Annotated in this window: 37 protein-coding genes; 20 read left to right on the top strand and 17 right to left on the bottom strand. The window is 64.8% G+C overall.

Translation table 11 applies throughout. The annotated features are described in order from the left end of the window. Nucleotides 1-30: 30 nt before the first annotated feature. From SY91_RS08825 to SY91_RS08750, 16 genes are read right to left on the bottom strand one after another with little or no spacing between them, the layout of a single operon-like run. Nucleotides 31-702 (bottom strand): hypothetical protein, encoded by a 672-nt coding sequence (locus SY91_RS08825; protein ID WP_185920846.1) that lies wholly within the window; start codon nucleotides 700-702, stop codon nucleotides 31-33. Beyond that, complete coding sequence (locus SY91_RS08820; protein WP_185920845.1) at nucleotides 699-917, bottom strand: hypothetical protein; 219 nt, start codon at nucleotides 915-917, stop codon at nucleotides 699-701. Before SY91_RS08820 ends, SY91_RS08825 begins: the two co-directional genes overlap by 4 nt. A gap of 38 nt (nucleotides 918-955) precedes the next feature. Next, nucleotides 956-1,381 (bottom strand): hypothetical protein, encoded by a 426-nt coding sequence (locus tag SY91_RS34980; RefSeq protein WP_260632395.1) that lies wholly within the window; start codon nucleotides 1,379-1,381, stop codon nucleotides 956-958. A 1-nt stretch (nucleotide 1,382) separates the two neighbouring features. After that, nucleotides 1,383-1,634 carry a hypothetical protein gene (locus SY91_RS08810; protein ID WP_260632394.1) on the bottom strand — a complete coding sequence of 84 codons (252 nt, stop codon included), beginning with the start codon at nucleotides 1,632-1,634 and terminating at the stop codon, nucleotides 1,383-1,385. Next, on the bottom strand, nucleotides 1,631-3,250 hold the full coding sequence (locus SY91_RS08805) for a portal protein (protein ID WP_185920844.1): 1,620 nt from the start codon (nucleotides 3,248-3,250) through the stop codon (nucleotides 1,631-1,633). Before SY91_RS08805 ends, SY91_RS08810 begins: the two co-directional genes overlap by 4 nt. 3 nt (nucleotides 3,251-3,253) lie before the next feature. After that, a complete protein-coding gene (locus SY91_RS08800) occupies nucleotides 3,254-3,514 on the bottom strand; it encodes a hypothetical protein (RefSeq protein ID WP_185920843.1) in 261 nt (86 codons plus the stop codon). A gap of 12 nt (nucleotides 3,515-3,526) precedes the next feature. Beyond that, nucleotides 3,527-4,027, bottom strand: coding sequence for a hypothetical protein (locus SY91_RS08795; RefSeq protein ID WP_185920842.1), 501 nt, complete (start codon nucleotides 4,025-4,027; stop codon nucleotides 3,527-3,529). 60 nt (nucleotides 4,028-4,087) lie between these two features. Further along, entirely contained in the window at nucleotides 4,088-4,351 is a 264-nt protein-coding gene (locus tag SY91_RS08790) for a hypothetical protein (protein WP_185921161.1), read from the bottom strand. Nucleotides 4,352-4,354: 3 nt separating this feature from the next. Then, on the bottom strand, nucleotides 4,355-5,077 hold the full coding sequence (locus tag SY91_RS08785) for a hypothetical protein (protein ID WP_185920841.1): 723 nt from the start codon (nucleotides 5,075-5,077) through the stop codon (nucleotides 4,355-4,357). Further along, nucleotides 5,074-5,325 carry a hypothetical protein gene (locus tag SY91_RS08780; protein WP_185920840.1) on the bottom strand — a complete coding sequence of 84 codons (252 nt, stop codon included), beginning with the start codon at nucleotides 5,323-5,325 and terminating at the stop codon, nucleotides 5,074-5,076. The genes SY91_RS08785 and SY91_RS08780 overlap by 4 nt, the downstream gene beginning before the upstream one ends. Nucleotides 5,326-5,333: 8 nt before the next feature. Continuing rightward, nucleotides 5,334-5,825 carry a hypothetical protein gene (locus tag SY91_RS08775; protein WP_185920839.1) on the bottom strand — a complete coding sequence of 164 codons (492 nt, stop codon included), beginning with the start codon at nucleotides 5,823-5,825 and terminating at the stop codon, nucleotides 5,334-5,336. Nucleotides 5,826-5,871: 46 nt separating this feature from the next. Next, nucleotides 5,872-6,825: an AAA family ATPase gene (locus tag SY91_RS08770; RefSeq protein ID WP_313771529.1), complete on the bottom strand. Its 954-nt coding sequence runs from the start codon at nucleotides 6,823-6,825 to the stop codon at nucleotides 5,872-5,874. Further along, complete coding sequence (locus SY91_RS08765) at nucleotides 6,822-7,313, bottom strand: histidine ammonia-lyase (RefSeq protein WP_260632393.1); 492 nt, start codon at nucleotides 7,311-7,313, stop codon at nucleotides 6,822-6,824. The genes SY91_RS08770 and SY91_RS08765 overlap by 4 nt, the downstream gene beginning before the upstream one ends. A 5-nt stretch (nucleotides 7,314-7,318) precedes the next feature. After that, nucleotides 7,319-8,149, bottom strand: a complete 831-nt coding sequence (locus tag SY91_RS08760; protein WP_185920836.1) for a hypothetical protein — start codon at nucleotides 8,147-8,149, stop codon at nucleotides 7,319-7,321. A 39-nt stretch (nucleotides 8,150-8,188) separates the two neighbouring features. Then, the gene (locus SY91_RS08755; RefSeq protein WP_185920835.1) at nucleotides 8,189-8,518 is read right to left on the bottom strand and encodes a MarR family transcriptional regulator; all 330 of its coding nucleotides are present in this window, start codon (nucleotides 8,516-8,518) and stop codon (nucleotides 8,189-8,191) included. Beyond that, nucleotides 8,515-8,769 carry a YdaS family helix-turn-helix protein gene (locus tag SY91_RS08750; RefSeq protein ID WP_185920834.1) on the bottom strand — a complete coding sequence of 85 codons (255 nt, stop codon included), beginning with the start codon at nucleotides 8,767-8,769 and terminating at the stop codon, nucleotides 8,515-8,517. Before SY91_RS08750 ends, SY91_RS08755 begins: the two co-directional genes overlap by 4 nt. A gap of 77 nt (nucleotides 8,770-8,846) precedes the next feature. Between SY91_RS08750 and SY91_RS08745 the strand changes: the two genes are divergently transcribed. From SY91_RS08745 to SY91_RS08655, 20 genes are all read left to right on the top strand, one after another. Next, nucleotides 8,847-9,110: a helix-turn-helix domain-containing protein gene (locus SY91_RS08745; protein WP_185920833.1), complete on the top strand. Its 264-nt coding sequence runs from the start codon at nucleotides 8,847-8,849 to the stop codon at nucleotides 9,108-9,110. Then, complete coding sequence (locus SY91_RS08740) at nucleotides 9,101-9,499, top strand: LexA family transcriptional regulator (RefSeq protein ID WP_185920832.1); 399 nt, start codon at nucleotides 9,101-9,103, stop codon at nucleotides 9,497-9,499. The genes SY91_RS08745 and SY91_RS08740 overlap by 10 nt, the downstream gene beginning before the upstream one ends. Nucleotides 9,500-9,519: 20 nt before the next feature. Next, complete coding sequence (locus SY91_RS08735; protein WP_185920831.1) at nucleotides 9,520-9,933, top strand: surface-adhesin E family protein; 414 nt, start codon at nucleotides 9,520-9,522, stop codon at nucleotides 9,931-9,933. A gap of 146 nt (nucleotides 9,934-10,079) precedes the next feature. Next, the gene (locus SY91_RS08730; protein ID WP_185920830.1) at nucleotides 10,080-10,268 is read left to right on the top strand and encodes a hypothetical protein; all 189 of its coding nucleotides are present in this window, start codon (nucleotides 10,080-10,082) and stop codon (nucleotides 10,266-10,268) included. 1 nt (nucleotide 10,269) lies between these two features. Beyond that, nucleotides 10,270-10,578: a hypothetical protein gene (locus tag SY91_RS08725; protein WP_185920829.1), complete on the top strand. Its 309-nt coding sequence runs from the start codon at nucleotides 10,270-10,272 to the stop codon at nucleotides 10,576-10,578. Between the two features lie 142 nt (nucleotides 10,579-10,720). Beyond that, nucleotides 10,721-10,885 (top strand): hypothetical protein, encoded by a 165-nt coding sequence (locus tag SY91_RS08720; protein ID WP_185920828.1) that lies wholly within the window; start codon nucleotides 10,721-10,723, stop codon nucleotides 10,883-10,885. A 53-nt stretch (nucleotides 10,886-10,938) separates the two neighbouring features. Beyond that, the gene (locus tag SY91_RS08715) at nucleotides 10,939-11,211 is read left to right on the top strand and encodes a hypothetical protein (protein ID WP_185920827.1); all 273 of its coding nucleotides are present in this window, start codon (nucleotides 10,939-10,941) and stop codon (nucleotides 11,209-11,211) included. Between the two features lie 26 nt (nucleotides 11,212-11,237). Next, entirely contained in the window at nucleotides 11,238-11,573 is a 336-nt protein-coding gene (locus SY91_RS08710; RefSeq protein WP_185920826.1) for a hypothetical protein, read from the top strand. Beyond that, a complete protein-coding gene (locus SY91_RS08705) occupies nucleotides 11,570-11,965 on the top strand; it encodes a hypothetical protein (RefSeq protein WP_185920825.1) in 396 nt (131 codons plus the stop codon). Before SY91_RS08710 ends, SY91_RS08705 begins: the two co-directional genes overlap by 4 nt. Continuing rightward, nucleotides 11,962-12,084: a hypothetical protein gene (locus SY91_RS34975; protein WP_260632392.1), complete on the top strand. Its 123-nt coding sequence runs from the start codon at nucleotides 11,962-11,964 to the stop codon at nucleotides 12,082-12,084. Before SY91_RS08705 ends, SY91_RS34975 begins: the two co-directional genes overlap by 4 nt. Next, nucleotides 12,081-12,983, top strand: a complete 903-nt coding sequence (locus SY91_RS08700; protein ID WP_185920824.1) for a hypothetical protein — start codon at nucleotides 12,081-12,083, stop codon at nucleotides 12,981-12,983. Before SY91_RS34975 ends, SY91_RS08700 begins: the two co-directional genes overlap by 4 nt. Then, nucleotides 12,980-13,141, top strand: coding sequence for a hypothetical protein (locus tag SY91_RS08695; protein WP_185920823.1), 162 nt, complete (start codon nucleotides 12,980-12,982; stop codon nucleotides 13,139-13,141). Before SY91_RS08700 ends, SY91_RS08695 begins: the two co-directional genes overlap by 4 nt. After that, nucleotides 13,141-13,947 (top strand): PD-(D/E)XK nuclease-like domain-containing protein, encoded by an 807-nt coding sequence (locus tag SY91_RS08690; protein WP_185920822.1) that lies wholly within the window; start codon nucleotides 13,141-13,143, stop codon nucleotides 13,945-13,947. The genes SY91_RS08695 and SY91_RS08690 overlap by 1 nt, the downstream gene beginning before the upstream one ends. Nucleotides 13,948-13,950: 3 nt before the next feature. Continuing rightward, nucleotides 13,951-15,000: a hypothetical protein gene (locus tag SY91_RS08685; RefSeq protein WP_185920821.1), complete on the top strand. Its 1,050-nt coding sequence runs from the start codon at nucleotides 13,951-13,953 to the stop codon at nucleotides 14,998-15,000. Nucleotides 15,001-15,027: 27 nt separating this feature from the next. Beyond that, nucleotides 15,028-15,627 (top strand): hypothetical protein, encoded by a 600-nt coding sequence (locus SY91_RS08680; RefSeq protein WP_185920820.1) that lies wholly within the window; start codon nucleotides 15,028-15,030, stop codon nucleotides 15,625-15,627. A gap of 272 nt (nucleotides 15,628-15,899) precedes the next feature. Continuing rightward, nucleotides 15,900-16,418 carry a hypothetical protein gene (locus SY91_RS08675; protein ID WP_260632391.1) on the top strand — a complete coding sequence of 173 codons (519 nt, stop codon included), beginning with the start codon at nucleotides 15,900-15,902 and terminating at the stop codon, nucleotides 16,416-16,418. A 12-nt stretch (nucleotides 16,419-16,430) separates the two neighbouring features. Next, nucleotides 16,431-17,753 (top strand): hypothetical protein, encoded by a 1,323-nt coding sequence (locus SY91_RS08670; RefSeq protein WP_185920818.1) that lies wholly within the window; start codon nucleotides 16,431-16,433, stop codon nucleotides 17,751-17,753. After that, entirely contained in the window at nucleotides 17,753-18,046 is a 294-nt protein-coding gene (locus tag SY91_RS08665; RefSeq protein WP_185920817.1) for an ASCH domain-containing protein, read from the top strand. The genes SY91_RS08670 and SY91_RS08665 overlap by 1 nt, the downstream gene beginning before the upstream one ends. Beyond that, nucleotides 18,043-18,375 (top strand): DNA-binding protein, encoded by a 333-nt coding sequence (locus tag SY91_RS08660; protein WP_185920816.1) that lies wholly within the window; start codon nucleotides 18,043-18,045, stop codon nucleotides 18,373-18,375. The genes SY91_RS08665 and SY91_RS08660 overlap by 4 nt, the downstream gene beginning before the upstream one ends. Next, complete coding sequence (locus tag SY91_RS08655; RefSeq protein ID WP_185920815.1) at nucleotides 18,372-18,620, top strand: AlpA family transcriptional regulator; 249 nt, start codon at nucleotides 18,372-18,374, stop codon at nucleotides 18,618-18,620. The genes SY91_RS08660 and SY91_RS08655 overlap by 4 nt, the downstream gene beginning before the upstream one ends. On the opposite strand, the gene SY91_RS08650 is transcribed toward SY91_RS08655, so the two are convergent. Beyond that, nucleotides 18,605-19,645 (bottom strand): tyrosine-type recombinase/integrase, encoded by a 1,041-nt coding sequence (locus tag SY91_RS08650; RefSeq protein ID WP_260632390.1) that lies wholly within the window; start codon nucleotides 19,643-19,645, stop codon nucleotides 18,605-18,607. The genes SY91_RS08655 and SY91_RS08650 overlap by 16 nt on opposite strands. Nucleotides 19,646-19,925 lie beyond the last annotated feature (280 nt).

Below are 19,925 nucleotides of genomic sequence, written 5' to 3'. Positions count from 1 at the left end.
GCGGGGCAAGCTGGCTGCTGCTGTTTGTCGTCAGACGATCGGCGTATCGCCGTATTTGCGGTTGTAGTACGCGTCGATCCGCGCCCGCGTCGCCTTGTGGTCGGGGTGTTTCGGGTTCGTGTTCGCCTCGGAGATCATCAGCTTCTTCACGTCGTCCTCGGACATGAAGCCGCCGCCGCTGCCGTTGCTCGACGTGTCCTCTGCGAACTCGGGGCCGAGCGCGGCCATGATCCGGATGAATGTCGGGTTGTTCGCGAGACCGGCCTTTTCGAGATCGTCGAACGACATGCTCGCGGCCTTCGCCACTGCCGTGCTCGCGCGGAACGCGAGACCCACGTTCTTCTGGAAGCTCGCGTCGTCGCTCCAGGTCTTGCGCAGGTCTGCCGTTGCCGACTCGCTGCTGTACTGCTGACCGCCGGCCACGAGGCCCGGCACGACGGAGAAGTACTTCGCCATCACGCCGTCGAACTGCTTCTGCGACAGGCCGAGCGCGTGCATGTCCGCGCGGAACTCGGTGAACAGCTTGTCGTTATTCAGGTCGCCGACCGCGTCCTTGAACTGGTCCGGCACGCTGACCTGATACTCGGCAGCAGTGGCCGGCGGTGCGCCGCCGTCGCCCATGCGCTTCGACAGTTCGCCGTAGCCGCCGGCCAGCTTCTGCGCCGACGCGCTCAGATCGACCGCACCGTCGGCACCATTCACGCGGTACTTCTCGGGCAGCCAATCGAAGTTGCCGGCGCCGCTCGCGGCAGCGCCACCAGCAGCGGCGCCGCCTTCACCACCGGCACCAGCGCCAGCAGCGAGCGCGGACCCGCCGCCGGAAGCTGCGGCACCTGCGCCTCCGCCACCGTCACCGCCACCGCCACCGACTGCTGCACCACCACCGCCAGCACTACCGCCATCGCCAGCCGCGCCATCCATCAGCACGAATTTCCTGAAGAACATGAGACCTCCGTTATGCCGCGGCCTTCACGGCGGTGAGCGCGCCGGCGGCGACGATCGCCGTGGCCGGGCTGTTGAGGGTTGCGTTGCCGCTCGACGTCGTGCCGTCCGACTTCTGCAGCGTCATCGTGTTTCCGTTCGCGACGATCGCGTCGGTAGCGGCCAGCGTCACGACGCCGTTCGTCGCGGTCAGGTTGCGCGTCACGGTGCCCGCCGAGTTCTGCACGGTCACGGCGCCGCTCGGCGCAAGCGCGGCCCACGCGCCGGCCGTCTTCTTGTAGACGGTCAGCGTCACGGGATCGATCGTCACGTCGCCGTTCTCGCCGACTTGGTCCTGCGGCTTGCCGCTGTAGTACGGCACGCCGTACGGTTTGTCATCGGTGCGCGGCGCGCCGTAGGCGATCCAGCCGCTGCCGGTAAGTTGCGAGGTGCCGGACATGTCACTCTCCTTCGGGTTCTGCGCCGTTGGCGCGGTTGATCATTCGCAAAATGTGCTCGACGGTCTCGCGACGGCCGAGGCGGAATGTGGTCTCGCGCTCGCCGTCCTGACCGCCCGAGACGAACACGGCACCAGTGAAGCGCCGCACGAGGTCGTCGAGCACGAGCGCGCCAACCGGGCTCTCGAACACGACGCGGTAGTCGTCCGGCGTCGCGCGCTGCTCGACGGGCGCGCCTTCGATATGCGCTTTCACTGGTTCGCCACCATGCGGCCAGCGGCCGCGCTACCCATCGATTTCATGACGTCGCCCTGCACTTCCATTCCCATCTGCTGCTGCGCCTGCTGCGCGGCGGCGGCCTGCTTCTGCTGGCGATAGGCGGCGACGTCCTTGACCGGCCGCATGATCGCGTCCGGCACGCCGAGGTTCTTCGCGGTCTGCCGCACGGCTTCGTCGGTGTCGACGTTGTCGATGGCGGTCTGGTCGACCTGCGCAATTACGGTCAGGTCGCCCATCAGGCGCTCGATCGCGGAGACTTCCTCCAGCTTCTGCGCGCGCGCGAGCGGCGACTGGTACTGGACGGCGAAGTTCTGGCCGCCCAGCGAATCGGGCGGCGGCGGAAACACGCCTGCGCGATACGCGAGACCGAAGCAGCGCGCGATCAGGGGCTGCAGGTACTCGGCCTGCAGGCGACCGTAGATCGGGCCGAGCAGCTGACGAATCAGGTCAACGCGCACGTGGACCTCGGTCGCGGTCATAGCCGGGCCGTCCTGCGGCTGCAGCTGGTCGGCCATCAGCGTCTTGCGGATCTGCCCCTGCAGCTTCTCGATGCGCGTCTCGGCAAGCTGGAAGTTCGACGACGGCTGCAGCGGCTTCATGCTGTCGACGCTGTTCGCGACAATCACCTTGCGCGGCCCGACCTTCACCGTGCGCGGGTTCAGCACGCCATCGTCCTCGGCGATCCACATGCCTGACACGGCAAGGTCGAGGTTCGCGTATTCGAGCTTGACGATGTCATTGAGCGTGCGGATGTCGGGCAGCGCGTCGAGCAGCGGTCCGACGCCGTAGACGCTGTTCGGGATCTTCTTCCAGCGCGCGACGATCACTGGCATTTCGTGATAGCCCGACTCGCGGATGACGTACTTGTGGTTGCACGCGAACGTCACCGATGCGATCGGCATGTTCTTCGCGCGCAGCGCACCGACGATGTACACGTCGCGCGGGTAGATCGCCTGGCACAGATCGATCAGCTCGTCGGGCTTCGTCTTCGCCTTGTCGATGATCTCGGGCGGCAGCGAGTCGCCGCGCTGCTTGAAGTCGGTCACGCACTGCTCGGCGGTCAGCTGGTAGCAGCGGAACACGATGTCGACCGGGCCGCCCTGCTTCGATGCTGCGCAGTACACGCCGGCCATCGGCCAGTGCTCGAAGTACAAGCCGCCGGTGTCGCGGTTCTCGTCGACGTACAGCGCGAACCAGCCGGCCATGCAGTCGGCGATACCATCGGCTGCCTCGCTGTCGAAATTCGCGCTGTGGATGTTCTGCCACAGCACCTCGCTTGCCTCGTCGAGCCAGCGCTCGCCCTCGTCGTCGGTGCCGTTCACCGTCATGGTGAACCAGAGCGAGTTGGCCGGTGTCATGCCGGACATGATCGACGCCTCCAGCGTGCGCTTTGCATCGGTCGCGGTCGAGTCGAAGATGAGCGAAACCGCCTGCGCGATCTGGTTCGCGTCCATCATCGGGCCGTCGAGACCCGACGCGCGCACCGGATCGGTGAGCATGAAGCAGTTGCGCCACACGAGCTCGTGCACCTGGCGTTTCGACTTCAGGGTTTCGAGACGCTTCGCGAGGGTTTCGCCGAGGCTGTCGGTCATGGCTTATTGCCCGAGGGAAGATTTCGCGCTGGCGAGCACCGACGACGTCGACGTGCCCATTCCGGAAGTGTTGCCGGCGCCAGTGGCGAGCAGGCTCGACGCCGCGCGGCGTTTGCGATCAGCAGCGCCAGCTGCCTGCGCTGCTTGGGCTGCCTGCGCGTCGCCGACGCTGCCTGCCGATGTGGTCGTCGTCGTAACCGGGGCAGCCGATACGCCCTTGCCGCCGCCGAAGAAACTGCCGATTGCACCGAGAACGTCGCACATCGCTGCCCCCGATTACTTGAAGTTGCGCGGCAGTTCGCGCGGCGCCGACGGCACGATCCAGCCCTGCTGCGTGAGCACGGGCCCGGCGATCTCCATCGGGTCGACCTCGTCGCGATGCGGCAGCTTGCGCTCATGCTGCGCGCCGGTCTTTGCCGTGCCGTCGGCGATCGCAGCGCGGGATGCGCGGCGTGCGTTGACGGCGGCGACTGCGGCCTCGCGCGCGGCAGCCTGCGACGGCAGTTCGCCTGCGCCCGCGAGCGATTGCTCCAGTTCCTTGCGCTTCTTGCCGACGAGGTCGTCGCGCACCTGCGGATCGACGGCAGCCCATTCCTCGGCCGACATGCCGCTCGTCTCGAAGGCGCCGATCACGATCTCGGCGAGCGGCACCTCGCGGCCGGCGATGGTCAGCACCGCGTCGGTGTCGGCTCCGACGATCGACGCGGGGCCATCGTCGGTCGGCGTGACTGCGGCCGCTCCGGGCACCTGCGTTGCGTAGGTTCGTTTGCTGGACATTCCTGCACCTCCATGGATGGTGCAGGCGAGTATCGGGCGCGGAGGGTGTCGGATTCCCGTCTATCGCAGGGATTCGGAGACGGATGGCATGCGCTGCACGGTGGGCGCGTCGTCGGGCTGGCGGCCGGTGACCTGGGCCCAGAGCTTCAGGAGCGTGACGCCCGCGTAGTGCTTCGGCTCGGCGCCGAGGTTGCGGTAACCGAGCAGCGTCGTGCGCGGGATCTGCGTGTACTGCGCGATCTCCGCGAGGGTATAGTCGGCCCGCCGCACGTCCTCCAGGACGCGGAACCAATCGACGGCGCGGGCGGGCTCGACTCGGGTCATGCGTTACAGGGCATCCACGAAGGCGCGCAGGCGCGACTGCAAGTCGCCCAGCACGATCGCCTCGCCGGCTTCGAGCTTCTGAAGCAACGACGTGGCGTGCGGCTTTGCAGCCGTCGCAGCGTTCAGCTGCTGCTCAAGCGCGGCGATCCGCACATGGGCGGCACCGAGTTCAGCGCGCAAGGCATCCGCCGCGGTGTCGCCGCCTTGCGATGCATCCTGCGCACACGATGCAGTGTCGCTTGCGGATTGGCCGGCCGCAGGCGACACACCGGCGTTTCCCGCGTCAGCCTCGCCGGCCTGCAGGGCATCCGCAGCGCTGCTCACCTGCTGGCGTTGCGACGACTCCGGAGCCGAGGCATTCGCATCCGAAGTCGCCGAGGCCTCCCCCGGCGCCGCGACCGCCGGCGCGTCAGTCGTCCCGCTCGTCGTATCCGTGGTCGAAGTGGTATTCGCGGCCGTCGCGCCAGCATCCAAGCCGTTCGTCGTACCATCGTTCCCGAGGGTCGATGTATCGATGGGTGTGAGGCTCGCGCTCTGCACAGATCCTGCATCGCCAGTGCTCGCGGTCGGCGTCAGGACGGTACCCGCGTTCAGCGAGCCGGCCGGCGACTCCCCCAACGTGGCCGTGCCAGCCTCCTGCGCGCGCGTCTGCACTTCGGTCGCGTTGACGTTGTCGCCGGCCGCGGCCGGCTCGGTGCTGCTCGGTGCTGCGTTGATGTCGCTCATGCTGCTCTCCGTTGGTGCTGCTGGTTGTCGCGCCAGTCGAGGAACGGCCGGCGCAGGAAGTGGTTGAAGCGGTCGGCCGCGTGCGCGTCGGTCGCGAGCTCGCGGCGCGACTCGACCTTGCAGACGATGCGCACGAAGCGAGCGGCCTCATCGACGGTGACCGGATCGCCGTTGACGAAGCCGCCGACCCATTCGCGGAACTGCGGGTCGCGCGGGAGAATGCCGGCGAGTTGGACGATGGTCGCCATGGCTCGCCTCACGTCAGATGTCGCTGCGCCCACCGCGCGATCAGGATCGCGTCGGCGCGGCCGTCGTGCTTCTGCAACGGGCAGAACTCGGTGCCGTACAGCTCGCGCGCGATGCGCAGGCTCTGGCGCTTCGTGTCCTCGGTCGCCGTGCGCTTGATGCCGAAGAAGCCCTGCCACTTCTGCGGCGAGACGAGCTCGACTGGATGGCCGCACAGCTCGCACACGGTCGCGATCACGGCCTTCGTCGCTTCGAGCGACGCCATCGTCTGCACCGAACCACCAGCGAACGTGTTCAGCGCTTCCATGACGACGATCGCACTCTCGCCGGCCGGGATCAGCATGCGCAGCGAAAGACGCAGCGACGTCGGACACACCTCGTTGCGCACCTTGCCGTTGCCAGGCTTCGCGCGGGTCGGCATGTCCAGCACGCGCAGTTGGCCCGTGTGATCGAGCGCGGCCAGTGCGCCGGAAATGCCTGGGTCGATTCCGATAGTCAGCATGCGACCTCCTGCCCCAAATGCGCGCACGCGCGCGTACTGGCGGCGTTCAGCGGCTCCATTGCTGCCTCCATTGGGAAGTTTCGAGGTCGAGGAAGTGCGCCCCATCCGTCCGCTGATCGCGAAACTGCAGCGATGCAGGGTCGAACCAGAGCTTCAGATTCCCTTCCCACGTGTAGTGCCGCTGCTTGGCGCAGATCAGCACCGTGTCGGCCTGCGCTTCGAACGTCGCGCGCTTCTCGTCGTCGAGATCCTTGCGCAGCTCGGTTTCCTTGCGCTTGTTGCGATGCACGATCAGGAGGTTGTCGACGAGATCGGTAATTTCGCCGGCCCCCTTCAGGTCGAACTTGTCGGGGATGTCGGTTTCCCGCTCGCCCTTGCGGATGTGGTGCACGAGGTGGATGTGCAGCCCGGTATCGCGTGCCAGCGAGCAGAGCTGATCGACGAAATTCTTCTGGCCCGCGTAGTCGTCCGGCGCGATGCCGCACTTCATGAGGCTGTCGATGACCATGTGCGAGACGCCGAGCTCGTTGCGGCAGTACCGCGAGACGGCCAGCATCCGGTCACGCTGCACGGTGCCGATGTGGTTGTAGATCCAGAGCCGATCGTCAGTCCAGCGTTCGAGCGCACGCAGGTACGGAACGGCGGGAAGCTCCTGGCATGCAGCCTGCCGGGACATCCGCTCCATGGTCTTGTGCGGCGGCATTTCCATCGATGCGATACAGGCCCGCTCGCCTTGCGACATCACGTGCAGGATCACCTGCCCGAGCACGCCGGATTTGCCGTGACCGTTGATGCCTCCCCAGAGCGAAACTTCGCCCGGACGGAAGGCCAGATCGCGACCGAGCGTCGGCCATGGCGTCGAGACGCCGGTCTGCTGCTGCGCTTCGCCGTGGAACGCATCCACGACCATGTCGAAGAATTCGGACGCTCGACGGACGTCAGCACGACCGTCGTCCGCGTCGTTGACGTAGGCGTTCCAGTCGATCGAATCGGGGATCATGCGTGCCACTGCTGGGCCTCCTGTGCGGCTTTGATGACGAGCGTGCAAGCCTCGTCGTACGGGGTTGGAATGGACTTGCCGAGTTCAGCGAAGATGCGCAACGCGAGGGCGCGGGCGTCGTCCCAGCAGGGACCGCCGAGCGCCATCGGGCACCAGTCGAAAACGCGGAAGTCGGTGATCTGGCGCCACTCGCCCAGCTCGACGCGAGGGCCTTCGCGGAACGTCAGCACCATGCGCCGCGGTACAGCTGCGGCCATGTCGACCAGCGAGCGCAGCAGTGCCGGGAAAGCGATCGAAGCCGAAGCGAACGCCTCGATGTCCAAGGCCGCGATTGGCCGCCAGTCGTAACGCTCGTTGACGCTCGCGGTCAGCGTGACGTTCGACCACTGCAGCGGCCCAACGAACGAGACGAGCACCGATCCGGCCGGAGCCTGACGGCGACGGCGCATGGCGACGAGCGCTTCGGAGTTGGCGGGATAGCGGGCCATGGCGATCACGCGAACGGGTTGTCGGCCGAATGGCCGTTGAACGACGTCGACTGACCTGCGGGCATCGAAGCACCGCCGTCCTCCCAGCGCTTCCCGTTGAGCCAGGTAGACGCGTATGGGATGAAGCGGCCCTCGTCCTTGCACCACTGCTCCGAAGTCACGGCCCGCTGCACGCCTGCAAGGATCTTGGCGAGCAGCTGCTCGTTCGGAGCGATTTTCGTGAACGCCTTTTCGGCCTGGACCTTGCTGTCCTTGCGCGGATAGATCGACCAGAATTTCTCGAAGTCGACGTCACGCGATGTCGTGACGCGTGTATTAGCGTTCCTTTCCTTTCCTTTCCCTTCCCCTCGTGGGGCGTGCTTCTCGCGTCGTGACGCGTCGTCCACGCGTGCCATCGATAACGGCTCAGGCAATACTGACGGGGTTTCCCGGTTATTGATCTGTTGGTGTCGAGAAAATTTCGGGATGTATGCGAGCGTATCGAGAGATTTATCGATATTTCTCGATTTCTTCTCGATTTCGTTATCGAACAGGTCGGAACCGTTATCGGAATGGCTGTTTTTGTCGTTATCGGTGCCGTTATCGATGATCTCGGAGCCGTTCTCTCGATAAAGCACGACGAGCCCTTGATCGACGATTTCTTGGCACAGATCGCGGATATTCACGTCGTCCGCCGGCAGGTATCGCATCTTGAACGTGGCGGGTTTCCACGCAAAACGCCCCTCACGATCGGCCTCGCACCAGAGCGCGATATACAGCAGGCGCGCGAAGGGTGTGAGCGCAACGATGTCCTCGCTCGTGAAGAATTCCGGCTTGATGGTGCGGATGCGGGCCATGTCAGCACCCCGCTTCGGTGAGGTAATTCGGGAGTTCGTTCACGGCCGGTCGTCCTGAATGCGCTGCTGCCGACGCGTCTCCAGATACTTAAGCGCCATGCTCTCCAGCGCCGTGAGCTCGTGCGGGTCGACGACCATCGACCCCATCGGCACAACCTGCAACCTCAGGCCAGCGAGTACGCGATGCCACTCGGCCTCTCGCATCTTGTCGAGGTTGCGGCTCATGCTGCTCGTCGACATCCCATTGGCGGCAGCCGCTCGTGCCTGCGTGACGCGCTCAATCGCGCGGGACAGCTCGCAATCGTTCGTTGCAGCCAGCGCCCGTGTCATTTCAAGTTGGTCAGACGAAACTGTTTCGGCGGTGCTCATGCGGCCACCTGGGCGGGTTGAAGCGACAGCGGCATGCCGTCGCGCTCGTTCGGGTACAGCCTCGAATCGAGCATGTGCGGGGTGTATTCCCAGTCGGTCAGGCTAGAGACCGGAATCACGCGGTCGGCGGGCAGCTTCTGTTTCTTCAGCCACTCGCCCACCGAGACCGGAGAAATGCCGAAGGCACGCGCAACCGCCGCTGCGCCGCCGGCACGCTTGATGGCCTGTTCGAGGATCGGTGCGTCGTCCATATTTCACCAAAATTGAGGTTATGCCTTAGCGGAGTATATCAGGCGTTGCCTTAGTTGCAAGTGTTAGGCTATTCCTTATGACCTTGGGATCTCGAATCAAAGAAAAGCGGAAGGCTCGCGGCCTGACTCAGAAACACGTCGCGGACCATTTCGGCATCACGGGCGTTTCGGTATCGGAATGGGAGCGCGACGTCTCCCGACCTGATTCGGCGAAGCTCGATGACCTCGCGCGTCTGCTGCGCACGAGCGTCGACTACCTGCTGTCCGGCCGCGAAGCGAAAGGCGCGGCCCGCGAGTCGTCTGTCGAACCAGGTCCAGCTATTCGGGGACGGTGCCGTTGATTTCGTGGGTGCAGGCCGGCCAGTGGGCCGAGATTTCGAAGAATTTTGACGAGTGCGACGCCGAGGACTGGATTCCGTGCCCGGCCGGACACAGCAAGGACACGTTCTGTCTCCGCGTGCGCGGGCAGAGCATGTTCAACCCGAACGGCGCGCCGTCGTTCAACGAAGGCGAGATCATCTTCGTTGATCCCGACCGCGGCGCCGATCACCGCAGCTGCGTCATCGTGCGGCTCGACGACGAGCGTGAAGCGACGTTCAAGCAACTCATCATCGAGGGTGATAAAAAGCTACTGCACCCGCTCAATCCGAGCTGGCCCGAGCAGTGGATCTACATCAATGGCAATGCGACCATCATGGGAACCGTGATCGGAAAATGGGTGCCGGTATAAGGCAAAACGGGGGAATATCGATGCGAACAACAATTGCTATTGCGCTACTTGCCACACTTTCAGCGTCTGTGTTTGCGGAACAGGATCGATGGGTGCGGCTCGACAATGGACCGAGCGACATCGCTTACTACATGGATGCCAAAACGGTAAAGGTTGAAGGCGATTATCGAAAAGCCTGGTTTATGGTTTCTTTTAAGAGGCCGCAAAAAGGCGTGCAGTGGACACAGTTCAAGCCATTCAAGTCGATGGTCGCTGAGCAGTATATTCAATGTTCGAAGCACCAATTAGCTCCATTGCGAGTGGTCTATTATGAGGGTGAGCAGGCTTCAGGAGATTCGCTCGGAACCCAACGCTATCCAACGCAAGAATTCGAAGATGCAATCCCTGGCTCTGCTGGCGAAGTAATGATTACCGCCCCGTGCCTGTTCCAATGACTGAATAGAATCGCGCTCGCGATCAAGAGCCCGGCCTAGAGCCGGGCTTTTTTTCGCCCCGAAGAAAAACTAAGGCAACACCTTGACAAAGAACTAAGGCATGCCCTAACCTTGCAACTAAGGCGAAACCTTAGCGAGAGGCAACCATGCTCCACCCCACCGAAACCCTGATCCGCTGGATCGACAGCCATTACACGGCGGCGCCGACGATCGACAACGGCGACGGCACGCTGACTGTATCGACGGTCAGCGTGGACCGTGAAGGTCGCGTGTTCACCGAGCGCGACACGATTCCCGCGACGCTGAGCGCGGCTCGCGACCTGATGGGGTACTGAAATGCTGCGCCATCACGCATTCACCCCTGCACGTATCCCCGCCTCGTACGAGGCTCAGGAGGACGTCGTGCGTGCCCGCGCCGAAGCGCGCGATGCGGCATACGAGGCCGGTCACGAAATGGGCATGGCCGAAGCTGAAGCTGAGCTCGTGCGCTTCGCCAAGAAGTTTGTCGACGATCCGGCTGAGACGACGGACGAGCGCTGCCGCCGTTTCCTCGCCGACTTCATCGGTCGTCTCGACTGCAGCTACGGAGACCTGTCGGCCGCTCTGGCCGAAGCAGCTGGTCTGTTCCAAGACGACGAGTCCTGACATGACCACCACCCGCCTCCTGATCGGCGCGATCGCGCTGCTGATCCTCGCCGCTGTCGTGATCTGGCGCTCGATCGGGCGCATCGGCGACGACGAGCACCACCGGCACTGACCCAACCGCTCCCGCTACAGGAGAAAGACGATGGAATACGAAGTGTTCTACACGTGCAAATCGCTCGAAGGCGTCCAGATCTTCGAGTGCGACGCGGACTGCGCATTTGATGCCGAAAACCAGTTCGACGGGTTCGCAGAAGCGCACTGCGTTGCGGTGACGCAGGTGCAGGCGATTGTTCCTGCGCACGCCTGACCACCCGTTCCCGCCCTGCGGGCAATCACACCACACCTCTGTTGGAGACCACCATGCAACTGAAATCGCTGACCATCCGCCGCCGCGAATCCTACGAATCGAACAGCGGCACGCTCGCAGCCGAAGCAATGTTCGAGGGCCCGGGCGGGAAGATCGAACTCGAACTCGCGCCGGGCTTCATTGTCCGCGTGCTCGCACTGATCGAAGAAGACGCCGCGCAGCGCGCGAAACGTCTCTGCGCGTCCGTCGAAACGGCGATGGTCGATGCGGTCGATACCGCACGCCTGATCGAGTCGGACAAGAAGCCGCTCGAAATCCCATTCTGAGCCGCACACCACACCGAGGATAGACCATGAGCGAGATCACCACTGGGCCCGAGCTCGAAGCGTGCGGCTGGTACGTGCGCACGAAGCGAACCGATGTCGACGCGGCCGGCTGGCTCGTCGCCGACTGCTCGACCAGCCCGCACGGGAAGGAATACGCGCGGCTGTTCGCAGCGGCGCCGAAGATGCTCGACCTGCTTATCAAGGCACGCCGCTACGTCGGAATGGTGACCGACCTTGCTGGCGAAGATCCGATCTTCGACGTGATGGACGAGATTGATGCGGTGATCGTTGCAGCGACGACGGCGCTCGAGGCTGCGCCGGAGCCGGTGCGGGTCGTGACGATCGCGGGGGTGGATCGATGAGCGCGATCAAGAACGGTGGCGCGGGCGAAATCCAGCGCGTTCCCGAGAACACGACGGGCGACGCGTTCGAGAACGCGATTCGCACGTTCGGCGTCGTCGCTGCCTGCGAATGGTTCGGTCACGCACCGGACAGCGAGTTCACGCGGGACACGATCTCGACGCTGATGGAGCGCACGGCAGCCGCGCGGGAATCCTATCTTCTCGCCGCGCTCCAGAAGGCCGAGCGCGCACTCACGAAGCTTGCCACGATCGATTGTGGATGCTCGCCCTGCACTGGTTCTTGTAGGACTGGACGAGGTGCCGAGATCGAACTGGAGGGCCGCATGGATGCCGCGAATTCAGCGGCGATCGACGCCCGCGTGGCGATCGGGAACTCGATGGCAGGTCGATGATGCGCGCCCCTCTCAACAGCCTTCCCGACTGGTTCCCGCTCGCGGTTCTCGGCGCGCTGTACCTGATCGCGTGCGGCGTCGCGCCGGCCTATGAACTTCTCTCCGGAATCGCAAAATGAATCCCGTCATCGTTCTCCAGCACAACGGCTGGTCGTACATCAAGCATGGATACCAGCTGTCGTACACGGCCGCGCCCGCACTGATCATCAACGGACAGGCCGGCGTCGCGGTGGAATGCCCTGGCACCAGAGGCTACTCGATGTTCGAAGGTGAGCTGCTCACGCTGGCGATCCCGCAAGCACCCACGTCGAACCTGATCGGCTACAAGATCCGCGACGAGTATCGCGACACGACGACGTTCCCGCGCACGCTTGAGGCAGACGCGTTCGAGTTCGATGACGATCAGGACGAGTACGTGCCGCGCGATGGCGCCGCGTACAAGCGCGAGTTCTACGACGAGGTGCGCGAAACCGTCGAGCGCGAGTCGCTGCTGATCGATTTCATTATCGTTGACCGCGACTGCGCACCGGTCGAGCGGCCGGGCGACATCACGATCGACTTCCCCGCCGACCTGCGTGAGCACCCGGAGACGTGGCACAAGCACCCTGTCTCGATCAGCGGGAAGGCGCTGTTCCTGCGCGCCACGGCCATGCTCCGCGCCGAAGTGCAGGCCCATCCGAACGAGTTCGCGATGACCGATTACGCGAGCATCGGCACGTTCACGCTGATGCGCGTCGTCACGCACAAGCCGATGCCGTACAGCTATTCGATCGGCAAGCGCACGAAGCGGTCGACGAAAACGCAGTCGACGGTAGAGCTGATGAAGATCTCCGCGCCGGACAGCAGCTATCGCGATGGCGCGATCGTTCCGGGCGCACTGCGCGGTGCGAACTGGGCCGAACTCGAACCGCAGATCGAGCGCTTCCTCGACACCATTCGCGCATTCGTCGCTCCTGGTGCCGTTCGAATCTGCCCGCACTGCGACGGCGACGGCTTTCTCGTCGAGGCCCGCGCATGAACCCGATCACCTACCTGTGCGGAGCGCTCGACCGGCTGTTCGAGCGCCGGCCCGTCACTGCGATCCTCGTTGCCTCGGCGATCGCGTTCGCATGTGCGATCGGCATCGCGTATCTCGGCACGACGCCGGAAGCGCCGCGCGGCGTGTGGGGTGCGTGATGCTGATCGAGCACCTCGACATCGACGAGTACCACGCGCGGCCCCAGGTCTCGAAGTCGCAGCTCGACACGATCAACGTGTCGCCCGCGCACTTCTGGGCGCTGCATCGCGATCCGCGGCGTCCGGCGCCGACGATGCGCGGCGGCCAACTCGAAGGCCAGCTCGCGCACTGCGCGATCTTGGAGCCGAATGAGTTTGTGATGCGATACGTCGTCGGCCCGACCGTGAATCGCAACACGAAGGTCTGGAAGGACTTCGTCGAGGCGAATCCGGACCGCATCGCGATCCAGAAGGACCAGTACGACACCGCCTGGCGCCAGTCGGACGCCGTGCGCGCGCTGCCGGAAATCCGCGAAGCGCTGTCGCGCGGCCGCGCCGAAGTGTCCGCGTTCTGGACCGATCCGGCGACGGGCGTCGCGTGCCGCTGCCGGCCTGACTTCGTGAGCGACGTCGCGGAATCGGCGGTGATCCTGCTCGACGTGAAGACGTTCAGCAGCGCCGCGCCGGACGAGTTCCGCCGGCAGGCCGCGCGCAAGCGTTATCACCTGCAGGATGCGTTTTACAGCGACGGGTACTCGATCGCGGCGGACGTCGACGTGCTGGCCTTCGTGTTCGTCGCGGTCGAATCCGACTACCCGCACGCCGCGCACGCGCTGATGCTCGACGAACCGTCGCGCGCGCAGGGCCGCGCCGACTATGCCCGCAACCTTGCCACGTACGCGCGCTGCGAAGCGTCCGGCGAGTGGCCCGGTTACCCGTCCGCAATCTCCCTCATCACTTTGCCCGCATGGGCCTTTCAGGACTGAACCATGAACGAACTCGTCGCATCCCCGTTTGGCAATCGCAGCACGGCCGTCGCCGACACTGCCGGCGCTCGGCAGGACCAGAGCCGCGAGCTCGCGGAAACGCAGGTCAAGTACCTGATGGCGCAGCAGTTCCCGCGCGACGTCATCGCGAACACCGACAAGATCCTGAACGCGTTCACGCGCCCGACGCTGGCCGAGCAATCGCAGTACCAGTTCTCGCGCGGTGGTAGCGACATCAGCGGCCCGAGCATCCGTGCGGCCGAGGCGATGGCGCAGCAGTGGGGGAACATCGAACAGGGCTTCCGCGAGCGCTCGCGCGGCGTCGATGCCAAGGGCGTGCCGTTCTCGGAAGTCGAAGCGTTCTGCGTCGATCTGGAAAGCCGCACGACGAAGCGCCTGCAGTTCATCGTGCGCCACTGGCGCGACACGCGGCAAGGCGGCTACCAGATCAAGGATGAGCGCGACATCTACGAGCTGATCGCCAACCAGGCGCAGCGCCGCGTGCGCGCGTGCATCCTCGCGCTGATCCCCGGCGACGTCGTCGACGCTGCCATGCAGCAGGCGGCCGTGACGCTGAACGCTAAGGCCGACACGTCGCCGGAAGCCGTGCAGAAGATCATCGCCGCGTTCGATGGCTTCGGCGTGACGAAAGAGCACATCGAGAAGCGTATCCAGCGCCGCCTGGACGCGATCACGCCCGCGCAGGTCGTCACCCTCAAGCGCATCTATGCGAGCCTGCGCGACGGCATGAGCGGCCCGGAAGAATGGTTCGAGATGGGCGAACCCGCGGCGACGGCCGGCGAGACGACGACGCTGAAGGACATCGCAGCGCGCGGCGCAGCGCGCAAACCGAAGAAGCCGGCCGACGAAGCACCGCCGCCGGCTGACGGCCCGATCGTCGACGAGGCCGAAATGCTGCGCCGGATCGAGTCGTGCACCGACGTCGACGTGCTCGACCTCTGCGGCGACGAAGTTCGCGACTACCCCGAAGACGTCCGCGCGCGCCTGACCGAGGCATACAACCAGCGCCGCGAAACGCTGCTCGGCGCGTAACACCCTCCCTCACCACCCGGAGCAACCATGTTCGAAATCAAAGACAGCACCCTCGCGAAGATCGTCAGCTGCACGAACGTTTCCGAGAAGCACGGCGCCGAGCGCGTTCCAGCGATTTCGGTCGGCCTCTACATCGTCGGCGGCGGCGATCTGCTCGACATGTTCGACCCGGCGCTGCGCGGCATGCTCTACCGCCGTCCTCTGCCGAAGCCGGGCGAGCTCGAAATGGAGCACGACGGACTGACCGAGCTGCGCTTCCCGTTCATGCGCAACCTCGTGTGGGACCGGAACTACGAGGGATACCTGCTGCGCTTCCACATCGGCGCGAGCGGCGCCGAGGACGTGCTGCTCGCCGAGTGCGGCCTGAAGGACATCCGCTTCACCACGCAGGAAGGCGGCTCCGTCGGCGTGCACTTCAAGATCACCGCGCACCCGAAGGACGACGAGGATCACGGCAAGATCGCGCGCCGCGTGCAGCAGGAGATCGGCATCACGTTGACGCCGCCGGATGGGTACGTCGATCCCGATCTGTTCGGCCGGCCCGACAGCAATGCGAGCGACGAGCACCGCCCCTTCGCGGGATCGGACCTCGACACGCACCCGGACGAGGAAGTCGAGGAAGAGTGAACCACCAGCCGCGCGGCACCCGTCGCGCGGCAACCCGGCCTCAACGTCGGCGACATGGGCGATGGGTGGGCGCCGTCACGCCGGCAATTTCATGCCAACGCTGCCATATGCGAGCCGTGTCGCCGCCATTGAGGCTTGATCTACTGATTTAGAGGATGACGATGGTACCGACCGCGATTTTCCTGTTCGACCGCACGGGCAACATGGCACGGCCATGGGCGGACGCTGGCTATCGCTGCATCTGCTACGACATCCAGCACGTCGGCCGCACGGTGCGCGACGGGATCGTCTTCCAGCAATGGGACGCGCTGCTCGGCGCGCCGGCAATTCCCGCGGACTCGACCGTCATGTTCGGCTTCGCGTTTCCGCCCTGCACGGACCTCGCCGTCAGCGGCGCTCGCTGGTTCAAGGAAAAGGGCCTGCGCCGGCTCGCCCAGGCGATCGAGATGGTTGCGGTCGCCGACGAGTTCCTGCTTTCGCTTGGGGTGCCATACGGCATCGAGAATCCGGTGAGCGTGATCTCGTCGCACTGGCGCAAGCCGGACTACACGTTCCACCCATACGAGTTCACCGGTTTCGAGCTTTCGGACAATTACAGCAAAAAGACCTGCATCTGGGCCGGCGGCGGATTCGAGATGCCGGCGCCGAACCGCGCCGAAGGGCTTGGCGCGCCGGACAACCGCATCCACGCTGCCCCCCCATCCGATGACCGCGGTGACATCCGCTCGGCTACGCCGATGGGATTCGCGCGCGCAGTATTCGCGGCGAACGCGAAGCAGCTCACTACCTGAGGACCAAACACCATGACCACCGAAAATAGCCGCGCTGATGCGCTGACGGACGAGCAACGAATTGGCCTTGAAAAAGCAATGGCATGGTGCCCGCACGGATCATCCGAAGCCAACACCATTCGTGAGCTTCTCGCCGCATCCCCTGTCGAGCAGCCCACAGCAGCGCCGGTCGACGAGCATCGTAGAAGAATCGAGCGCGCTGCCTCCGAAATTGAAACCCTCTGGGCGATGTTGGGGAAAGACAGAAACCCCAACCCGCGCGCTGTTGAACTGCGAGAATTGCTTTCCACGCAGCCCGCAGCAGCGCCGGTCGACGAGCCCGACGTGAACCAGCTTCTCGAAGCCGCAGCGCTCGGGCTGGAGCGCGCCGGAATGCTCGACAGCATGCGCATCGTGCGCGGCATGAAGCCCGGCTATCCCAAGACCGCACCCTCGCCGGCGGACGAGCGGGCGGCGTTCGAGGCGTGGGCGATTGAGAAGGGAAATTTTAGCGGCAGCGAGTTCAAGCCCGTACTGCACAAGTACGCAGACGGGAGCTACTACTGGGGCGGCGTTCGCGACGCTTGGGCAGGCTGGCAAGCCCACGCCGCATCTGCCAACGAGACGGGGGCGGAAGGGGCGAAGCTGAACAAGCCCGCGAAGGTCGGCGCAACGCGATTCGGCGTCGGGGTGAAATGGTCGACCGTCATCGGCGCTGCACAACGGCTGTACGAGTACGAAGTGACGCCGGAGAAAGAAGCGGCTCGCATCGAACGCGCGCGAAGCGTTCTGGATGACATTCGCAACGGGAAATATGCCAGCGAGTCCGCGCAGGCAGACGCTCGAATCGACGTTGAAGCCATGCTGCGCGCTTGCGTGCCCGGTGGGGACATCTGCGACCCGCAACGGATCGCCGATTCGATCCGCGAGTGGTTCGACGATCACGGCGCGCAGGCAGACGCTCGGGACTATGCGATGGGCCACCGCGACGGCTGGAACGAATGCCTCGAAGCTCAGGCTTCGCAGGCAGACGATCGGGTCGGGATGACGGCTATGCAGCGCTATGACGAACTTCAAATCGATTCCGATGAAAAAGATCCCATCGAGCGCCTGCGCGCCTTCTGTTCGCTCGCGCTGAATGGTCAGGACTGGCTTGACGTTGAGCCGCTCTTCGACGCCCTTCTCGCGACATCGCAACCGGAGCCGCGCGCCGAGGTGACTGACGCAATGATCGACGCCGCAATCGAAGCTCTCGGCCCGTGCGTTGGGTCGTGTGGCGAAGCATCCCCACCGGAGCGCTGCGACATTCGCGATGCAATCGAAGCGGCTCTCGCCGCCAGCGCAGGAGGTCAGTGATGCGCACGCTCACGCTCGCCCTGAAGGGCATCTACTTCGACCAGATCGCCGCCGGCACGAAGGACGAAGAATTCCGGCTCGTCACGCCGTTCTGGCAGAAGCGGCTTCTCAACCGGACGTACGACCGGATCGTGCTGACGCGGGGCTACCCGAAGACGAGCGATGCCGCGCGCCGGCTCGAACTGCCGTGGCGTGGCTTCGTCATGCGCACGATCACCCACCCGCACTTCGGATCGGAACCGGTCGAAGTATTCGCGATCCGGGTCGCCGCCCGCACCGGAGCCTCATCATGACCAGCCGCCGCATCAACAGCACCGCGGTGTTCGACGTCCTACGCGGCGGCACGCGCACCGCATGCCAGATCGCGAGCGAACTCGGAACGTCGACCGCCGTCGTCCAGTGCTTCCTCGACACGCTGTTCTACGCCGGCCGCATCCGGATCGATCGACGCGTGCGCACGGACACGGCGTACGAGGTGGCGCCGGCCGCACTACCGCGCGTGCCGCTCGACACGCCGGCCGCCGGGCCGCGCCTCGCACCCAACCTGCAATCCACGCTCGCTGGCTACGATCGCGAGATCAGCCGCCGCGTCGAGCTCGCCATGACCACGAGGGCACGATGACCGAACTCTCTCAACTCGCACAGGAAATTGCCTCGCGCCTGACGCCGCACGCGCTCTGGGATCTGGCCGAGCTGGCCGCATACCTGCACCGCAGCGAGCAGCACACGCGGCAGTGGATCATCACGCAGGACGGGTTCCCGCGCCCGATTCGCATCCCTTCAGGCCGTAGCAGCACGGAGCGCGCCCGCCCGCTCTGGCGCGCCAAGGACGTGATTGCGTGGGCCGAGTCTCACGTCGAAGCCTGATGCAGTTTGTCGGCAAGGTCAGCGGCGTGCGGCGCGTAATAGACAGCCTGCAGGATACGCAGGTCGCGATGGCCGCTGATCTTCGCCAACTCCATCACGTTGAAGATCTTCGACAGCCGCGTCAGCGCCTCGCGGCGCGCGTCGTGGAAATGCAGGTCGACCAGGGCGGCCGCCGTCTTGGCCTTTCGGAATAGAGCGTCGCGCGACGGCGCGTCGACGCCGAATACGTTCCCCTCGAATTCCTTCTTCAGCGGCGCGAGCTGCTCCAGTACCGCGAGCGCACGCGGCGACAGCGGGACGTCCCGGGCGACACCGGTTTTCGTGCGCGGCAGGTGCACGTAGCGCTTTTTCAGGTCGACCGCATCCCACGTCATCCCCTCGATCTCGCCGGCCCTCATCGCTGTCTCGATCGCGAACACGAGCATCGCGCCGATCCGCGCTGATTTCGTGGTCGGCGTTCCGTCCTCGCGATACCCGAGCCGCCCGAGCAACAGACAGACTTCTTCATCAGTGATGCGCCGCTTGCGCGGCTCAGGTTCGGTCGGTCGCCGCATGCCGGTGAGCGGACTCTCGGTGATCCACTTCCATTCGTCGCGCGCGGTCGTGAAAACGTGAGACAGCAGGTTGATCTCGCGCAGCACGGTCGCAGTGCCAACCTCATCCCGGCCCGCGTTCTTGTCTCCAGCGAGCCGCGCATCGCGCCATCTCCCCATGTGCTCGGCCGTCACGTCCGCGAGCGGCATCGCAGCAAGGTCCGGAAAGTCACGGATGAACGCGGCGAAGCGGATTGCTTCCCATCGCGCCGTGCGCTTCGACGGACTGACGCGCTTCTCATACTCACGCAGCGCGTCCGCGAACGTGTGCTTCGTGCCAGGCGTCAGCTTGCCGACGTTGATCTCATGCTCGATCCGCGTCGCCCACGCGACGGCATCAGCTTTGTTCGGGAACGTATCCGACATGCTGATGCCCTTGCGGCGCACTTGTGCCCGCCAGACGCCGCCGCGCTTCGTAAATGTGGCCATCATGCCCCCTGGTGCAAATCGTGGTGCGATTCTGGTGCACGCGAGTGCAAAAATGGCTTGTTTTTGCTACAACGCGGCTACCATCCCGGATCGGGACGATAGCACGGAAAGCCTTAATTGGATTGGGTTTACTACTTGTAGGATAGCTTTCGCTACAGAATAAGATGGTGCCGGGGACCGGACTCGAACCGGCAAGCCAGTTAAGGCGGCGGATTTTCGTCACACTGCTTCTTTCAAAGCCGGCGTCGCGTGCGCGAACCGTTCGTGCGCTGGACTATGCCTT

Source organism: Burkholderia cenocepacia, from assembly GCF_014211915.1.
Lineage (GTDB): Bacteria > Pseudomonadota > Gammaproteobacteria > Burkholderiales > Burkholderiaceae > Burkholderia > Burkholderia orbicola.
Note: the sequence above shows the minus strand (reverse complement) of the source record. Positions and strands in the feature narration are given on the sequence as shown.

What these genes read in the sequence shown, in the direction of transcription:
- SY91_RS08820 (WP_185920845.1), bottom strand. Translation starts at nt 917, where the DNA reads ATGGCGCGGCTGGCGATGGCGGTAGTGCTGGCGGTGGTGGTGCAGCAG.
- SY91_RS34980 (WP_260632395.1), bottom strand. Translation starts at nt 1,381, where the DNA reads ATGTCCGGCACCTCGCAACTTACCGGCAGCGGCTGGATCGCCTACGGC.
- SY91_RS08805 (WP_185920844.1), bottom strand. Translation starts at nt 3,250, where the DNA reads ATGACCGACAGCCTCGGCGAAACCCTCGCGAAGCGTCTCGAAACCCTG.
- SY91_RS08800 (WP_185920843.1), bottom strand. Translation starts at nt 3,514, where the DNA reads ATGTGCGACGTTCTCGGTGCAATCGGCAGTTTCTTCGGCGGCGGCAAG.
- SY91_RS08795 (WP_185920842.1), bottom strand. Translation starts at nt 4,027, where the DNA reads ATGTCCAGCAAACGAACCTACGCAACGCAGGTGCCCGGAGCGGCCGCA.
- SY91_RS08790 (WP_185921161.1), bottom strand. Translation starts at nt 4,351, where the DNA reads ATGACCCGAGTCGAGCCCGCCCGCGCCGTCGATTGGTTCCGCGTCCTG.
- SY91_RS08785 (WP_185920841.1), bottom strand. Translation starts at nt 5,077, where the DNA reads ATGAGCGACATCAACGCAGCACCGAGCAGCACCGAGCCGGCCGCGGCC.
- SY91_RS08780 (WP_185920840.1), bottom strand. Translation starts at nt 5,325, where the DNA reads ATGGCGACCATCGTCCAACTCGCCGGCATTCTCCCGCGCGACCCGCAG.
- SY91_RS08775 (WP_185920839.1), bottom strand. Translation starts at nt 5,825, where the DNA reads ATGCTGACTATCGGAATCGACCCAGGCATTTCCGGCGCACTGGCCGCG.
- SY91_RS08770 (WP_313771529.1), bottom strand. Translation starts at nt 6,825, where the DNA reads ATGATCCCCGATTCGATCGACTGGAACGCCTACGTCAACGACGCGGAC.
- SY91_RS08765 (WP_260632393.1), bottom strand. Translation starts at nt 7,313, where the DNA reads ATGGCCCGCTATCCCGCCAACTCCGAAGCGCTCGTCGCCATGCGCCGT.
- SY91_RS08760 (WP_185920836.1), bottom strand. Translation starts at nt 8,149, where the DNA reads ATGGCCCGCATCCGCACCATCAAGCCGGAATTCTTCACGAGCGAGGAC.
- SY91_RS08755 (WP_185920835.1), bottom strand. Translation starts at nt 8,518, where the DNA reads ATGAGCACCGCCGAAACAGTTTCGTCTGACCAACTTGAAATGACACGG.
- SY91_RS08750 (WP_185920834.1), bottom strand. Translation starts at nt 8,769, where the DNA reads ATGGACGACGCACCGATCCTCGAACAGGCCATCAAGCGTGCCGGCGGC.
- SY91_RS08745 (WP_185920833.1), top strand. Translation starts at nt 8,847, where the DNA reads ATGACCTTGGGATCTCGAATCAAAGAAAAGCGGAAGGCTCGCGGCCTG.
- SY91_RS08735 (WP_185920831.1), top strand. Translation starts at nt 9,520, where the DNA reads ATGCGAACAACAATTGCTATTGCGCTACTTGCCACACTTTCAGCGTCT.
- SY91_RS08730 (WP_185920830.1), top strand. Translation starts at nt 10,080, where the DNA reads ATGCTCCACCCCACCGAAACCCTGATCCGCTGGATCGACAGCCATTAC.
- SY91_RS08725 (WP_185920829.1), top strand. Translation starts at nt 10,270, where the DNA reads ATGCTGCGCCATCACGCATTCACCCCTGCACGTATCCCCGCCTCGTAC.
- SY91_RS08720 (WP_185920828.1), top strand. Translation starts at nt 10,721, where the DNA reads ATGGAATACGAAGTGTTCTACACGTGCAAATCGCTCGAAGGCGTCCAG.
- SY91_RS08715 (WP_185920827.1), top strand. Translation starts at nt 10,939, where the DNA reads ATGCAACTGAAATCGCTGACCATCCGCCGCCGCGAATCCTACGAATCG.
- SY91_RS08710 (WP_185920826.1), top strand. Translation starts at nt 11,238, where the DNA reads ATGAGCGAGATCACCACTGGGCCCGAGCTCGAAGCGTGCGGCTGGTAC.
- SY91_RS08705 (WP_185920825.1), top strand. Translation starts at nt 11,570, where the DNA reads ATGAGCGCGATCAAGAACGGTGGCGCGGGCGAAATCCAGCGCGTTCCC.
- SY91_RS34975 (WP_260632392.1), top strand. Translation starts at nt 11,962, where the DNA reads ATGATGCGCGCCCCTCTCAACAGCCTTCCCGACTGGTTCCCGCTCGCG.
- SY91_RS08700 (WP_185920824.1), top strand. Translation starts at nt 12,081, where the DNA reads ATGAATCCCGTCATCGTTCTCCAGCACAACGGCTGGTCGTACATCAAG.
- SY91_RS08695 (WP_185920823.1), top strand. Translation starts at nt 12,980, where the DNA reads ATGAACCCGATCACCTACCTGTGCGGAGCGCTCGACCGGCTGTTCGAG.
- SY91_RS08690 (WP_185920822.1), top strand. Translation starts at nt 13,141, where the DNA reads ATGCTGATCGAGCACCTCGACATCGACGAGTACCACGCGCGGCCCCAG.
- SY91_RS08685 (WP_185920821.1), top strand. Translation starts at nt 13,951, where the DNA reads ATGAACGAACTCGTCGCATCCCCGTTTGGCAATCGCAGCACGGCCGTC.
- SY91_RS08680 (WP_185920820.1), top strand. Translation starts at nt 15,028, where the DNA reads ATGTTCGAAATCAAAGACAGCACCCTCGCGAAGATCGTCAGCTGCACG.
- SY91_RS08670 (WP_185920818.1), top strand. Translation starts at nt 16,431, where the DNA reads ATGACCACCGAAAATAGCCGCGCTGATGCGCTGACGGACGAGCAACGA.
- SY91_RS08665 (WP_185920817.1), top strand. Translation starts at nt 17,753, where the DNA reads ATGCGCACGCTCACGCTCGCCCTGAAGGGCATCTACTTCGACCAGATC.
- SY91_RS08660 (WP_185920816.1), top strand. Translation starts at nt 18,043, where the DNA reads ATGACCAGCCGCCGCATCAACAGCACCGCGGTGTTCGACGTCCTACGC.
- SY91_RS08655 (WP_185920815.1), top strand. Translation starts at nt 18,372, where the DNA reads ATGACCGAACTCTCTCAACTCGCACAGGAAATTGCCTCGCGCCTGACG.
- SY91_RS08650 (WP_260632390.1), bottom strand. Translation starts at nt 19,645, where the DNA reads ATGATGGCCACATTTACGAAGCGCGGCGGCGTCTGGCGGGCACAAGTG.